This is a genomic window from Pseudolabrys sp. Root1462 (assembly GCF_001426945.1).
Lineage (GTDB): Bacteria > Pseudomonadota > Alphaproteobacteria > Rhizobiales > Xanthobacteraceae > Pseudolabrys.
In genome coordinates this window covers 67275-80539 of the sequence record NZ_LMFS01000003.1, presented here as the reverse complement: position 1 = coordinate 80539, position 13265 = coordinate 67275, and the positions used below count along the sequence as shown (strand labels likewise).

General features: G+C 63.1%; 14 protein-coding genes. 3 read left to right on the top strand and 11 right to left on the bottom strand.

The genetic code is table 11. From position 1 onward, the window contains the following. Positions 1 to 19: 19 nt before the first annotated feature. On the bottom strand, positions 20 to 697 hold the full coding sequence (gene rimP, locus ASD45_RS17080; protein WP_082540995.1) for a ribosome maturation factor RimP: 678 nt from the start codon (positions 695 to 697) through the stop codon (positions 20 to 22). Positions 698 to 923: 226 nt separating this feature from the next. Between rimP and ASD45_RS17075 the strand changes: the two genes are divergently transcribed. Further along, positions 924 to 2003, top strand: a complete 1080-nt coding sequence (locus ASD45_RS17075; RefSeq protein WP_082540994.1) for a DUF2336 domain-containing protein — start codon at positions 924 to 926, stop codon at positions 2001 to 2003. Between the two features lie 37 nt (positions 2004 to 2040). On the opposite strand, the gene ASD45_RS17070 is transcribed toward ASD45_RS17075, so the two are convergent. From ASD45_RS17070 to miaB, 8 genes are all read right to left on the bottom strand, one after another. Then, positions 2041 to 2739, bottom strand: coding sequence for a tRNA (guanine(46)-N(7))-methyltransferase TrmB (locus tag ASD45_RS17070; RefSeq protein WP_056913565.1), 699 nt, complete (start codon positions 2737 to 2739; stop codon positions 2041 to 2043). 84 nt (positions 2740 to 2823) lie between these two features. Next, complete coding sequence (metK, locus tag ASD45_RS17065; RefSeq protein ID WP_056912906.1) at positions 2824 to 4098, bottom strand: methionine adenosyltransferase; 1275 nt, start codon at positions 4096 to 4098, stop codon at positions 2824 to 2826. A 286-nt stretch (positions 4099 to 4384) separates the two neighbouring features. Then, positions 4385 to 4789: a helix-turn-helix transcriptional regulator gene (locus ASD45_RS17060; RefSeq protein ID WP_056912905.1), complete on the bottom strand. Its 405-nt coding sequence runs from the start codon at positions 4787 to 4789 to the stop codon at positions 4385 to 4387. Positions 4790 to 5012: 223 nt separating this feature from the next. Further along, positions 5013 to 6614, bottom strand: a complete 1602-nt coding sequence (gene lnt / locus ASD45_RS17055; RefSeq protein ID WP_056912904.1) for an apolipoprotein N-acyltransferase — start codon at positions 6612 to 6614, stop codon at positions 5013 to 5015. Beyond that, a complete protein-coding gene (locus ASD45_RS17050) occupies positions 6611 to 7747 on the bottom strand; it encodes a hemolysin family protein (RefSeq protein WP_056912903.1) in 1137 nt (378 codons plus the stop codon). The genes lnt and ASD45_RS17050 overlap by 4 nt, the downstream gene beginning before the upstream one ends. A gap of 5 nt (positions 7748 to 7752) precedes the next feature. Next, complete coding sequence (ybeY, locus tag ASD45_RS17045) at positions 7753 to 8262, bottom strand: rRNA maturation RNase YbeY (RefSeq protein ID WP_056912902.1); 510 nt, start codon at positions 8260 to 8262, stop codon at positions 7753 to 7755. Beyond that, positions 8259 to 9290, bottom strand: a complete 1032-nt coding sequence (locus tag ASD45_RS17040) for a PhoH family protein (RefSeq protein ID WP_056912901.1) — start codon at positions 9288 to 9290, stop codon at positions 8259 to 8261. The genes ybeY and ASD45_RS17040 overlap by 4 nt, the downstream gene beginning before the upstream one ends. A gap of 8 nt (positions 9291 to 9298) precedes the next feature. After that, on the bottom strand, positions 9299 to 10687 hold the full coding sequence (gene miaB, locus ASD45_RS17035; RefSeq protein WP_200949750.1) for a tRNA (N6-isopentenyl adenosine(37)-C2)-methylthiotransferase MiaB: 1389 nt from the start codon (positions 10685 to 10687) through the stop codon (positions 9299 to 9301). 172 nt (positions 10688 to 10859) lie between these two features. Here miaB and ASD45_RS17030 point away from each other — a divergent pair, with 172 nt between their 5' ends. Continuing rightward, positions 10860 to 11333, top strand: a complete 474-nt coding sequence (locus ASD45_RS17030) for an MbcA/ParS/Xre antitoxin family protein (RefSeq protein ID WP_244485507.1) — start codon at positions 10860 to 10862, stop codon at positions 11331 to 11333. Next, positions 11308 to 12048, top strand: coding sequence for an RES family NAD+ phosphorylase (locus tag ASD45_RS17025; protein WP_056912900.1), 741 nt, complete (start codon positions 11308 to 11310; stop codon positions 12046 to 12048). The genes ASD45_RS17030 and ASD45_RS17025 overlap by 26 nt, the downstream gene beginning before the upstream one ends. Positions 12049 to 12060: 12 nt before the next feature. Here ASD45_RS17025 and ASD45_RS17020 read toward each other — a convergent pair whose 3' ends face one another. Further along, positions 12061 to 12861 (bottom strand): lysophospholipid acyltransferase family protein, encoded by an 801-nt coding sequence (locus tag ASD45_RS17020; RefSeq protein ID WP_056912899.1) that lies wholly within the window; start codon positions 12859 to 12861, stop codon positions 12061 to 12063. After that, positions 12861 to 13244, bottom strand: coding sequence for a Fur family transcriptional regulator (locus tag ASD45_RS17015; RefSeq protein ID WP_244485557.1), 384 nt, complete (start codon positions 13242 to 13244; stop codon positions 12861 to 12863). Before ASD45_RS17015 ends, ASD45_RS17020 begins: the two co-directional genes overlap by 1 nt. Positions 13245 to 13265 lie beyond the last annotated feature (21 nt).

Sequence of the window (13265 nt, the reverse complement as noted above, 5' to 3'; positions counted from 1 at the left end):
CAGTCTCCTTCTCTCAAAGTTATCGCGCGGCGGTCCGACTGGCCTTCTTGGCCTGCTTCAGACGCCGCTGTTCACGTTTCGCCTCGCGCAGTTCGCGCTTGGCGGCTTTCTCGGCGCGCAACGCCTCGCTCACCAGTTCGTCGGTGAGAACGAGCTTTGCCTCGCCCATATCCGCAATCGGCAGCAACACTGCCGGATCCTCATCTGCCTTCGGATCGTCGCGGGTCAGTTTCGCCGCGTCGCCTTCGACGCCGTCGATAATGCCGCGAAAGCGCTTCCGGCCTGCGACCGGCACTTCCATCTCGACCTTCACCAGGTGGCCGGCATAGCGCTCGAAGTCGGAGCGGCGCACCAGCGGCCGGTCGATGCCCGGTGAGGAGATTTCCAGCCGGTAGGCCCGGTCGATCGGCTCGTTGACGTCGAAGACCGGCGACAAAGCCCGCGATATCGCCTCGCAGTCTTCTACCGTCATGGAACCGTCGGGGCGCTCCGCCATGATCTGGATCGTGCATTCCTCGCCGGAAGAAACCTTAATCCGAACAAGGCGATAGCCAAGCTGCTCAATCACCGGTTCAGCGATCGAGGCGATTCGCGCCGGCAGACCGGTCTCGGCGATCAGCCGCGGCTCATCGGCCGCCGCCGTCGTTTCCGGGCCGGAACCCGCCGTCAAAGTCTCATGTCGCTCGCCAAGAGCCATCGTATCGAAGCTATGCCTGTAACAGAAAAAGAGCGGGTCCGGGGGGACCCACTCTCAAAACCCGATTTGGTTATGAGGGTGTATTGACTGCGGAAATATAACGATTTTTGGCGGCGGCGCAAGGCACGAAGAAGGCCAGCGGCTAAACCCTTCTTTCACACGTTGCCCTTACGTTTCGTTAAGGCGCCGGCCAGGCGGTAACGGCGCGCGGTTGGGTTCGTGCGTAATGGCTGCTCCTGCGTCCTTGCTTCCCGAGCTGGAAGATGTGGTCCAGCACGGCTCCGCGGAAAAGCGGGCCGAGACGCTGCGCCGTATCACGACCCTGTTCCTCGACGGCGCTCCCGCATTCAACGATCATCATGTTGCGCTGTTCGACGACGTCATCGGTTGCCTGATCGCCGAAATCGAGGCGAAGGCGCTGGCAGAACTGGCGCGGCGGCTTGCGCCGGTTGAAAACGCGCCTGCCAAGGTCGTGGCGACGCTGGCCAAGAACGACGACATTGACGTCGCCGGTCCGGTATTGCGCGCCGGCCATCTGTCCGACCCCGATCTGATTGCGATCGCCGAGACCAAGGGCCAGGAGCATCTGCTGGCCATGGCCAAGCGCGCCAGCGTCAGCGAAGCGCTGTCGGACGTGCTGGTGAACCGCGGCGATCGCAACGTCGCTTATTCGATCGCCGACAATCGTGGCGCCAACCTGTCGGAACGCGCCTTTACCAATCTCATCGACCGCGCGCAGCAGGACGGCGACCTGGCCGAAAAGGTCGGTCAGCGCACCGATATTCCGCCGCGGCTGTTTCGCCAGTTGTTGCTGCAGGCGAGTGAAGTCGTGCAGCGACGCTTGCTCGCGGCCGCACGGCCGGAGACGCAGGCCGAGATCCGCAGAATTCTGGCCAAGGTCACCGACGAGGTCGGGGCCAAGGCGGCGCCGCGCAACTACACTGCTGCGCTTGCTGCGGTGCGCGCACTGCACAAGGAGCGCAAGCTTACCGAAGCGGACGTCGCCAATTACGCCGAGGGCGGCAAATACGAAGAGACCATCGCGGCGCTGTCGACGATCTGCGCCGTGCCGGTCGAGGTCGTCGATCGCCTGATGAACGGCGAACGCGCCGACCCGGTGCTGATCCTGGCGCGCTCGGCGAACTTCGGCTGGCCGACGGTGAAGTCGGTGATCAATTCGCGTCCCGGCCCGAAGCCGTCGCAGACAGTGATCGATGCTGCGCACGAGAACTTCGAGCGGCTCACAGCGGCAACAGCGCAGCGCGTCGTGCGCTTCTGGCAGGTGCGGCAGGGCACGGGAGAGTAATCTCTCCGTCGTCCCCGCCTTCGCGGGGACGACAACGTCACTTCTTCCGAAAAATAAAATACGCCGGCGTGCGGCCTTCGCGCACCGCCTTCGCTTCATAGCGCGTGCGGGTCCAGCCGTCCCATGGCTTGCGCCAGTCATCGGCTTGCTCCGCGGTCCACACGAAATCCGGTGAGCGCGCGATGCGCGTCAGCGCGTAGGTCATGTAGCTTGGAATGTCGGTGGCGAAGCGCAGTTCGCCGCCGCTCTTTAAGAGACGCGCGAGCCGTGGCAGGCTTTCATCCTGAATGAAGCGCCGCTTCCATTGCCGCCGCTTCGGCCACGGATCGGGATACAGCAAATCGATGCGCGTGAAGGCGCCGGCGGGTAGCCAGTCGATCAGCGTTGTCGCGTCGCCGTGGAAGACGCGGATATTGGTGAGGTCCTCGTCGTCGATCGCGACCAGCAATTTGCCGACCGCGTTGAGAAAACCGTCGGCGCCGATGAAGCCAGCCTCCGGATGCGCCAGCGTCTGCGCGACCAGATGCTCGCCGCCGCCGAAGCCGATTTCGAGGCGCAGCGTCTTTGGCGCGTGCGGAAACAAGGTCGAAAGATCGGGTGCCGGCTTCGTCAGATCGAGCGCCAGCTTTGGCAGTAAGTCGTCGAACAATTCCGACTGCCGCGCCTTGAGCGGATGGCCCTTGCGGCGGCCGAAGAAGGCGCGCTGCGGAATGTCGTCGTCGCGGTCGTTGCTCATGGTCACCGTCATGCCCGGCCACGGCGAAAAATAAAAGGCCGGGCGTGAGCCCGGCCTTTCTCGATGGTCAGCTCGAAAAGACGCTTACTTGAAAGCCGCCTTGATCTGCGCGGCAAGATCGGTCTTCTCCCAGGAGAAGCCACCGTCCTTCTCCGGGGCGCGGCCGAAATGACCGTAAGCGGCGGTGCGACGGTAGATCGGCCGGTTCAGCTTGAGCGTGCGGCGGATATTGGTCGGCGTCAGGCGGAACAGCTCGGGCAGGATCTTCTCGAGCTTCTTTTCATCGACCTTGCCGGTGCCGTGGGTGTCGACCAGCACCGACATCGGGTCGGCGACACCGATGGCGTAAGCGACCTGAATAGTGCAGCGCTCGGCGACGCCGGCGGCCACCACGTTCTTGGCGAGATAGCGCGCGGCGTAAGCAGCCGAACGATCGACCTTGGTCGGGTCCTTGCCGGAGAAGGCGCCGCCGCCGTGCGGGGCATAGCCGCCGTAGGTGTCGACGATGATCTTGCGTCCGGTGAGGCCGCAGTCGCCGTCCGGACCGCCGATCACGAAGTTGCCGGTCGGGTTGACGAGGAAGTCGGACGACTTCGCCGGCATCCAGCCCTTCGGCAGCGCCTGGGTCACCGTCTGCTCGATCATATCCTTGACCATGCCGGGCGTGTACTTCTTGCCGTTGCGGCTCTTCTCGTTGTGCTGCGTCGAAACAACGACCTTGGTGCAGCCGACCGGCTTGCCGTCGACATACTTGACGGTCACCTGGCTCTTGGCGTCCGGCTGCAGATCCGGCAGCGCCTTGGAGTGCCGCTTTTCCGCCAGCGAGCGCAGGATCTTGTGTGCGAAATAGATCGGCGCCGGCATGAACGAGTTCTTCTCGTAAACTTCGCTCTCGGTGCAGGCGAAGCCGAACATCATGCCCTGGTCGCCGGCGCCTTCTTCTTCGCCGCTCTTCTTTTTCTTGGCATCGACGCCCATGGCGATGTCGGGCGACTGGCCGTGCAGCAGCACTTCGACATCGGCGCCGTAATAGGAGAAGCCGTCCTGATCGTAGCCGATGTCCTTGACGACATCTCGCGCGATCTGGGTGATGTATTCGCGATCGACGACGACCTTGTCGCCGTGCTTGCGGAAGAACGGCGCCTGTCCGCGGCCTTCGCCAGCGATGACGATCTTGTTCGTCGTGGTCAGGGTTTCGCAGCCGAGACGGGTATTCACCGCGCTGTCGTCGGCGATGCCGAGCTTGATGTCGTTCGCCAGAAAGGCGTCCAGCACCGCGTCGGAGATCTGGTCACAGACCTTGTCCGGATGGCCTTCGGAAACCGATTCACTGGTGAAAAGAAAGTTCTTGTGAGCCACGCTGATCTCCCCTTTGGCGCGGGGGAGCCGCGCCGGTGCATATCGGGGGGTCGTTCTTACAGCGGTCGTTCGCAACGTCAAGGTGCGGGCTGTCGTGGGCAATAGCCACGCCGCGCGTCCAAACAATCGGAGAAGGATGGCATCCGGCCGGTGCGGCTGCGGGATGCCGCGTCGCGTGTTGGCGGTGGGCTACCGCGGCCCGGCGCCGCGGATGGCGGGGCCATCGCAAGAGGCAGCAAGTCTGGCCGAAGCAGTCAGCCAGGACGACGGCCGCCGAGAAGCCTTCCTACTCGTCGCCGGCGATCTGTTCGACGAGATCGACGATACGGCGGCGCAGCTTGGAGCTCTTGATGCGCATGAACGACTTTGTCAGCGACAGGCCGTCGGAGGTGGCGAGGAAGTCGGAGACATAGGCCGGCGACGGCGCTTCGCTCATGCCGGTGGTGTGGCCACCCGGGCCATGCGGCGCGCCTTCGAAGAAAAACGAAACCGGGACCTGAAGGATGTTGGCAATGGCCTGCAATCGGCTGGCGCCGATGCGGTTGGTGCCCTTCTCGTATTTCTGGACTTGCTGGAACGTCAGGCCGAGAGCGTCGCCCAGCTTTTCCTGGCTCATGCTCAGCATCATCCGGCGCATACGGACTCGCGATCCGACATGTTTGTCGATCGGGTTGGGCGCCTTCTTAGCCATAAAAATCTCCTATGACGTCATCGTGATCGCTAATGTCACAAATATTCGCGTTTATGCAATCGCTCATTTCAAAGTGAAGATTTTCAATCGTTAAAGTGGCGCAGAGGATTCCGCAGAAGTTTCAATAACTTTTACAGGTTTACCCTGTGATTAGCCCCGAAACTGCGACAAAAATTATTTGTACCGAAAGCAACCTCAATCGGACATTCCGGCAAATTACAATCTAGGCGCGCAGTCGCCGTTTGGCCAGAACTACACCTGATACAACCAGAAATAGAATTGCCGGAAAATTTCCGTAACGCGAAAACGGAGTAGGATCCATGGCCTGCGGCAGGCGCGCATCGAGAATGCCTTCAACGCCGAGGGGCAGCGAAGCAATAACGCGACCGACCGGATCGATCACGCCGGAGATGCCGGTATTGGCGGCGCGAACCAGCGGCAGGCCCTCCGCGATCGCCAGAACGCGGGCCTGATGGAAGTGCTGATACGGCCCGCTGCTGATGCCGAACCAGCCGTCATTCGTGACGTTCAGGAGCCAGCCCGGCCTTTCGCCGGCGGGCACGGCTTCGTCTGGAAACACCGCCTCGTAACAGATGAGCGGCAGCATTTTCGGCGCGCCGCGCACATCCAGCGCGCGGCGGCGCGTGCCGGTGAGAAAGCCGCCAACCTCCTTGGTGAGCTGTTGAAAGCCGAGCCGCTCCATGAAGGGCTGGAATGGAAGGAATTCGCCGAACGGCACCAAGTGCAGCTTATCGTAGATGGCGCGGATCGAGCCGTCAGGATCGAGCACGTACACGGAGTTGTAAGCACGGGGACCGCGGCCGGGCACCATTTCGCCAGGGCGAACCGCGCCGGTGATCAACTCGGTATTCGGCCTGATCAGATTGGCGATCTGGGCCAGCGCTTCAGGTTCGCGCGTGAGAAAGAAAGGGAATGCTGCTTCCGGCCAGATCAGATGCGTCACATCGCGAATGCCGTCCGATTGCGGGCCCGTCGAGCGATCCGACAGCGCGAGATAGCGCCGCATCACGTCGTCCTTGGCGCTGTAATTGAATTTCGCGTCCTGCTGCAAGTTGGGCTGCATGATGCGAAGCTTGACGTCCTTGACGAAGCGCGTCGGGTGCACCGCCAAGCGCGCCGCGCCAAAGCCGGCCATGCCGACCAGGGCGATCATCGCCAGCGCCAGCGGGCGATAGGGTCGCGGCGTATCGACATTGTCGTCCGCGAGAACAGCCGGCGTTGCGAAGATGGCGACGGCGAGAAACGTCAGTCCCCAGATCCCGAACAGCGATACGCTCTGCGCCAGCGCCAGCGGTTCGGTCAGCGCATAGCCAAGGGTATTCCAGGGGAAGCCGGTGAAGACGTGGCCACGCAGCCACTCGGTCACGGTCAGCGCAATGGCAAGCGCGAGAATGCGTGAGGGCCCGCGCACCCAGACGACCCGCGCCAGCGCGAACCCGAGCGCCATGTAAATGGCAAGATAAGCGGGCAGCCCGGTTACAGCGATCGGCAGCAGCCAGCCGAAGGTTTTGGCATCGACCAGAAACGCATAGCCGACCCAATAGACGCCGACGAGAAAATAGCCGAAGCCGAAACACCAGCCAGCGATCGCTGCCGACCAGGCGCCGCTCCAGCGGCCCGCAGTCGAACCGTCAATCAGCCAGACCGCGATCGGGATCGTGACGAACAGGATCGGCCAGGCATTCACCGGCGCCATGGCTAATGCCGAGGCCATGCCCGCGACGAAGGCGATACCGGCGCGTCGCCAACCGTAAGCGAGAACGATCGCGTGCGCGGCGCGGGTGGCGATGCGGGTCAGGGTCACGATTGGGACGGGTTTTGAGAATTCGGATCTTTGGACGGCGTTGAATCAAAATTGAGTGGCGATTGTGCGACGCCGGCCAGCACGGCATCGGGCTCGCCGCGCTTGCGTGCCTCGCGGGGCTTCTGTCGCTTTTCGGTCAGACGGACGATGCGTACGCGCTTGACGCGGCGCGGATCGGCGTCGAGCACTTCGAATTCGAGCAGACCCGGGCCGGGAATGAGTTCGCCGCGCAGCGGCAGGCGTCCGGCGCGGCTTGTCAGATAGCCGCCGAGCGTATCGACTTCCTCGGCGACATCCTCTTCGACCACGAAATCCTGGCCGACGAACGCAACGACGTCCTCGAGCGAAGCGCGAGCGTCGGCGATGTAGGAGCCATCGGGCTGAGGCACGATATTGGCGCGTTCGTCTTCGTCGTGCTCATCGGCGATTTCGCCGACGATCTGCTCGACGATGTCCTCGATCGAGATCAGTCCGTCGGTGCCGCCATATTCATCGATCACCAGCGCCAGATGAATCTGCTTGGCCTGCATCCGCGCCAGGAGATCCATGACCCGCGCCGACGGCGGCACGAACAGAACTTCGCGCACGATCTTGGTCGCGGTCAACGGAGTCGCGAGGTTGATAGCCTTGAGATCAAGCCCCGCCGGCAGCGGCTTTCTGCGCTTGGCGTTCTTGGCCGGGTCGATGGTGGCGCGCGTCGTCATGTAGCCAATGAGGTCGCGGATGTGCACCATGCCGACAGGATCGTCGAGCGTGTCGTTGTAGATGACGAGGCGCGAATGGCCGGCCTTCTCGAACACCATCAACAGGTCTCCGATCTGGATATCCTGCTGCACGGCGATGATGTCGGCGCGCGGCACCATGACGTCGCTGACGCGGCGTTCGCGCAAGCCGAGGATACTCTTGAGCATCCGGCTTTCTTCCGGCGAGAAGCCGGATTCAGCCGGCGTCATCGCGTCGAGGAAATCGCTCAGGTCGGCGCGCATGGTGGATGGACGTAGCCCGAACACCGAACGGAAAACGCGTACGAACCAATTGCCATTGCCGTTGTCCTCGCGCTTCTGCGGGACCGGGACCGGCAGGTTGCGCGGCTCGAAGGACGGATCGTTTCTGGATGGGTCGCTGTCGGGCATGGCGGTTACGCGCGCTCACGCTGAACGGCGGCGTCCGGCCGGACGTCCAGCCAGGGATCGGGCATGTTCATGGCGATCATGATGCGGCTCTCGAGCCGCTCCATCTCGTCCGCTTGCGCGTCCGTTTCGTGATCGTAGCCGATGAGATGCAGAAATCCGTGCACGGTCAGATGTGCGAGGTGATGAAGGAACTGGCGTCCTTCAGTTTCGCATTCCCTTCGCAGGGTTTCGTAGGCGATGACGATGTCACCGAGATGGCCTTGCGTCGCCGGCGTGTTGGCGGCCGGAAATGACAGCACGTTGGTCGGTTTGTCCAAGCCGCGCCACTGCCGGTTGACCTCGCGGATCGCCGAATCATCGGACAGCAGAATACTGACTTCGCCGCCCCGTGTTGAGGGCAGGCCGTTCACGAAATTGGCGGCGGCGGCGATGGCGGTATTGATCGTCGCTTCGGCCTGCGGCTCGGCCTGCCACAACTCGGATTCCACCACGATATCGGCGGTGACGACGCTCATTTTCGCGGCCCGCGTGCCGGAATGGCACGATCGTAGGCCTCGACGATCCGCTGTACCAGTTCGTGGCGGATGACATCGCCCGCGGCGAATTCGACGATGCCGACACCTTCGACGTCCTTGAGCAGGCGAACCGCTTCGGCCAGCCCGGATACCTGCCCGTTGGGCAGATCGACCTGGCTCGGATCGCCGGTGACGAACATGCGGCTGTTCTCGCCGAGGCGCGTCAGAAACATTTTCATCTGCATCGACGTGGTATTCTGCGCTTCGTCGAGGATGACGGCGGCGTTGGCGAGGGTCCGGCCGCGCATGAAGGCGAGCGGCGCGATTTCGATGTCGCCTTGCTCCAGGGCGCGCTCGACGATGCGCACGTCCATCAGGTCATGCAGCGCGTCATAGATTGGGCGCAGATAGGGATCGACCTTCTCGCGCATGTCGCCCGGCAGGAAGCCGAGGCGCTCGCCGGCTTCGACGGCGGGCCGCGACAGAATGATGCGGTCGACTTCCTTGCGCTCGAACATCTGAATCGCCTGCGCGACGGCGAGCCAGGTTTTGCCGGTGCCGGCGGGACCGGTGCCGAACACCAGCGAGTTACGCTTGAGCGCGCGCATATAGGCATCCTGCGCCGCCGTGCGCGCGCGCACCGGACGTTTGCGCAGGTTGATTTCCTCGAAGGCGGCGCGCTGCTGGCCGGGATCGAAATCGAACAGCGAACCTTGCGCGATCGCCTGACGGATCGCGCCGTCGACGTCGCCGCTTGTCAGGTCACGGCCACGCTTGAGCTGCTCGTAAAGGCTTTCCAGGACGCGGCGCGCCTGCTCGACGCCGCCGCGCGAACCTTCAAGCGTGACGTGGTTGCCGCGCGACTCGGCTTTGACGCCGAGCTTGCGCTCGACCAGCGCCAAGTTCTGGCCGTATTGGCCGAACAGCACCGAGGCGAGTTTGTTGTCCTCGAAGGCGAGCACGATCTGAGTGGTAGCCGTTTCGTCGGAAACGGCGGCCGGTGGGATCACGGGATCCGATGGTCGCAAGGTTGCTCTCAAGCCCCTGATGAAACCAGTTCGGGTGCGGGGGCGGTTTCCGCCAGCTCGCCGAACAGAGTGTTGCTGCCCACGTCCGTGATGGCCACCGGCACGATCGTTCCGATCAGCTCCGGCTTCGCCATCACGTGAACAGACTGCAGATATGGGGAGCGGCCGACCAGTTGCCCAGTGAGTTTGCCGGGCTTTTCGACCAGAATTTCCATGGTTTTGCCGACAAATGAGGCGTTAAAGGCCCGCCACTGCCGGGTAATCAGCTCCTGCAGACGCTGCAGTCGCTCGTATTTCTCAGCCTCAGGCACCTGGTCCTCGAGCGCTGCCGCGGGTGTGCCGGGGCGGGCCGAGTACATGAAGGTGTAGGCGGTGGCGAAATTCACGTCTTCGGCGAGCGCCAAAGTCTCGCGGAAGTCTCCTTCCGTTTCGCCCGGGAAGCCGACGATGAAATCCGAGGTGAAGGCGATATCCGGCCGCGCGGCGCGCAGGCGATCGATTGCCGTCATGTATTCGCGGCGCGTGTGCTTGCGGTTCATCGCCGCGAGAATGCGGTCGGAGCCCGCCTGCACGGGAAGGTGCACGTAAGGCATCAGCGCGGGCAGGTCGCCATGCGCGGCAATCAGGTTGTCGCACACGGACGACAGCATGTCGCGCGGATGGCTTGTCATGTAGCGCAGCCGGGCGATGCCCGGCACGTTGGCGATGCGGCGCATCAGCGCGCCGAGCGTGACGCTGCGGCCGTTCTCGTCGGCGCCGTGATAGGCATTGACATTCTGTCCGATCAGAGAGATTTCGCGCACGCCATTGGCGGCAAGACGCTCGACATCGGCGATGATCTTCGGGGAAGGCCGCGATATTTCAGCGCCGCGCGTGTAAGGCACGACGCAAAAGGTGCAGAATTTGTCACAGCCTTCCTGCACCGTGACAAATGCCGAAATGCCGCGCTTGGCGATCGCTTCGCGCGATGGCTGCGCCAGTGCGTCGAACTTGTCCTCGAGCGGGAATTCGGTGTCGACGATCTTTTCGCCGTCGAGCGCGCGGGCGATCAGACCGGGCAGCTTGTGATAGTTCTGTGAGCCGACCACGACATCGACCGAGTCGGTGCGGCGGATGATCTCTTCGCCCTCGGCCTGCGCCACGCAACCGGCGACCGCGATCAGCATGCGGCGTCCTTCGATCTCGGCCGCGTCCTTGAGTTCACGCATGCGGCCGATTTCGGAATACACCTTGTCGACCGCCTTCTCGCGGATGTGGCAGGTGTTGAGGATGATGAGGTCGGCCTCGGCCGGAAGCTGCGTCTCGACGTAACCTTCGGGCGCCAGCGTGTCCGCCATACGATGGGAATCGTAGACGTTCATCTGGCAGCCGAACGATTTGACGTGGACCTTGCGCAGTCTGTTCATGCCGGTGTCTTCGCGAGCAGCCGGCACTCTAGCCGGTTCAAGTCGGATTTTGTCGCTCGCGATCAAATATTTGAAATCATTTGGATTTCAAGCCTGACCGGCGTTATGGCCGGACGAGGTTTGTTTAGACGGCTTGCCGGTGCAAGGCGAGCCGAATCTGAGAATGCCTAAGGGCTTGAAAAATCGAGCCTTCGGCGTTATTTTATGCAAAACCGCAGTAAACATGTATATGACTGCAAATATGCAAAAACCGGCCGTCCCGGAGATTCGACCGAGCAATGAGAAGCAAAGCCTCGCGATGCAGGGCTTCTTCGGCATCATGGAGCGCTGGGCGGTCGATAATGCCACAGCGCGGGCCATTCTCGGCTCGCCGCCGGAGCGCACCTTCTTCGACTGGAAGCGTGGCCGCGTTGCCCGCCTGTCCAACGACACGCTGCGCCGCATCGGTTATGTCGCCGGCATCTGGAAGGCGCTTCAAATTGTTTATTCCAACCCGCAACACGCCGACTCCTGGATCAGCCGGCCCAACCGCGCCTTCGGAGGTCAAGCGCCGCTGACGCGGATGGCGGCCGGCGACGTCACCGACCTTGCGGCTGTCAGAGAGTACATCGATGCCGCAAGATCGCCCTGGTCCTGACGACCGCAGTAGTCTCGATCATCCGACCCGCCACGTCGTCTGGCCTCAGGCGTGGCGGATCATCGCGTCGCGCTACCCGCCAATCGATCTGTTCGAACGCGTATCGGACGATCCACGCGTCTGGGACGCGCTTATCGAGCTCGAGCAACTGACCAACCCGCGCCTGCGCGATGAAGTCGGCGAAATCAGCCTGGTGCCGCCGGAGCGGCGTGTGGCCGGCACCAATGCGTCATGGGTGATGGCGGCGTTCACCCACATCAACCGGCGCGGCTCGCGCTTCTCGAACGGCAAGTTCGGCGTCTATTACGCCGCCGAGGCGCTCGACACGGCGATCGCGGAAACAGTCTATCACTTCAGCCAGTTCGCCGCCGATGCCGGCGATCCGCCGCGTCGCGAAGACATGCGGGTGTTGGTCGGGTCGGTCGATCGAACATTCGAAGACATCGCGGCGCTGCCTGAAGACGTCAAAGCCCGGCTGCTCGATCCTCTCAGCTACGCACAGAGTCAGCCCTATGCGGTCGAGCGCCACGACGCCGGCAGCGACGGGTTCGTTTATCCGAGCGTGCGTCACGTTGGCGGAAAGTGTATCGCCGCGTTCTGGCCGGACACAGTCGGCCTGCCCGTGCAGGAGCGCCATTTGCAATACGAATGGGACGGCGCGCGGGTGCGGCGCTACTTCGATTACAGTCGAGACGTCTGGATCGATCTGTCCTGATGCGTGCGGGCGTCAGCTTCCGGCATGCAGCGGACGCGGCCGGCCTCTCAGCGTCGACGTGGTGAGGCCGCGCACCGCAGATTCAAGCCGGCGTGCCAGCTGCTTGCGGTCGGTTGTGGCGTCGGCGGCGATCGGCTCGCCATAGCTGACGATCACGTCGATGACTCCGCGGCGCAGGAACGCCTTGAAATGCGGCATGAAATCGAGGTCGCCGTACCAGGCGATGAGCGGCCGGTGCTGCCGGCCCATCGGAATGCCGTGGATCGCGGTATAGCAGATCGACATCGGCTGGATGACGATGCCGGTCTCCGAGCGCGCGCCGGCCTCGCGCACGACACCGATTAGCGCCGAACGAAACGGCAGCACACGGTTGCCGTCGCTCGATGTGCCCTCGGCGAACAGAACGACCGAGACGTCGGATTGCAGCCGTTGCACCATGTCGGCGATGGCATCGCCGGTCTGCTGACGCCGCGAGCGATCGACGAACACCGTGCGCTGCAGGCGGGCGGTCGGCCCGACCAAAGGCCAGTTGCCGACTTCGGCCTTGGACACGAAAGCGATCGGGGCGATCGAGCCGATCACCAGGATATCCGCCCATGACACATGGTTGGACACGAACAGGACGGCGCGGTCGCGCACCGGCTCGCCGACGATACGAATTCTGAAGCGCAGCAGTTTGCACAGCACGGCGTAATAGCCGGAGGCGACGGTGCCCCAACCGGGCAGGCCCAGTTTGCCGATGATCCACTGGATGGCGATGATCAGCGGCGTCATCGTGAAGAAGAACACCGCGATAAAGAACGAGTACAGCATCAGGAGTTCTTGTCGTCCTTCAGCGGCACTGCATAGAGCTCGAGCCGGTGGTCGATCAGCCTGTAGCCGAGCTTGCGCGCGACTTCGGCCTGCAACCGTTCGATTTCCTCGGACTGGAATTCGATGACCTCGCCGGTGCGCAAATTGATGAGGTGATCGTGGTGCGAGTCCGAGCTTGTCTCGTAACGGGCGCGACCTTCGCGGAAATCGTGGCGCTCGATGATGCCGGAATCCTCGAACAGCTTCACCGTGCGATAGACGGTGGAAATCGAAATGCGGTCGTCGACCCTAGCGCAGCGCCGATACAGTTCCTCGACATCGGGATGGTCGTCGGCCTCCGCCAATACGCGCGCGATGACGCGGCGCTGCTCGGTCATGCGCATGCCTTTGGCCGCGCAGAGCGC

Excerpts from the sequence above, each read along its gene's own strand:
- rimP (WP_082540995.1), bottom strand. The coding sequence starts at position 697 with ATGGCTCTTGGCGAGCGACATGAGACTTTGACGGCGGGTTCCGGCCCG.
- ASD45_RS17075 (WP_082540994.1), top strand. The coding sequence starts at position 924 with ATGGCTGCTCCTGCGTCCTTGCTTCCCGAGCTGGAAGATGTGGTCCAG.
- ASD45_RS17070 (WP_056913565.1), bottom strand. The coding sequence starts at position 2,739 with ATGAGCAACGACCGCGACGACGACATTCCGCAGCGCGCCTTCTTCGGC.
- ASD45_RS17060 (WP_056912905.1), bottom strand. The coding sequence starts at position 4,789 with ATGGCTAAGAAGGCGCCCAACCCGATCGACAAACATGTCGGATCGCGA.
- ASD45_RS17050 (WP_056912903.1), bottom strand. The coding sequence starts at position 7,747 with ATGCCCGACAGCGACCCATCCAGAAACGATCCGTCCTTCGAGCCGCGC.
- ybeY (WP_056912902.1), bottom strand. The coding sequence starts at position 8,262 with ATGAGCGTCGTCACCGCCGATATCGTGGTGGAATCCGAGTTGTGGCAG.
- ASD45_RS17030 (WP_244485507.1), top strand. The coding sequence starts at position 10,860 with ATGCCTAAGGGCTTGAAAAATCGAGCCTTCGGCGTTATTTTATGCAAA.
- ASD45_RS17025 (WP_056912900.1), top strand. The coding sequence starts at position 11,308 with ATGCCGCAAGATCGCCCTGGTCCTGACGACCGCAGTAGTCTCGATCAT.
- ASD45_RS17020 (WP_056912899.1), bottom strand. The coding sequence starts at position 12,861 with ATGCTGTACTCGTTCTTTATCGCGGTGTTCTTCTTCACGATGACGCCG.
- ASD45_RS17015 (WP_244485557.1), bottom strand. The coding sequence starts at position 13,244 with ATGCGCATGACCGAGCAGCGCCGCGTCATCGCGCGCGTATTGGCGGAG.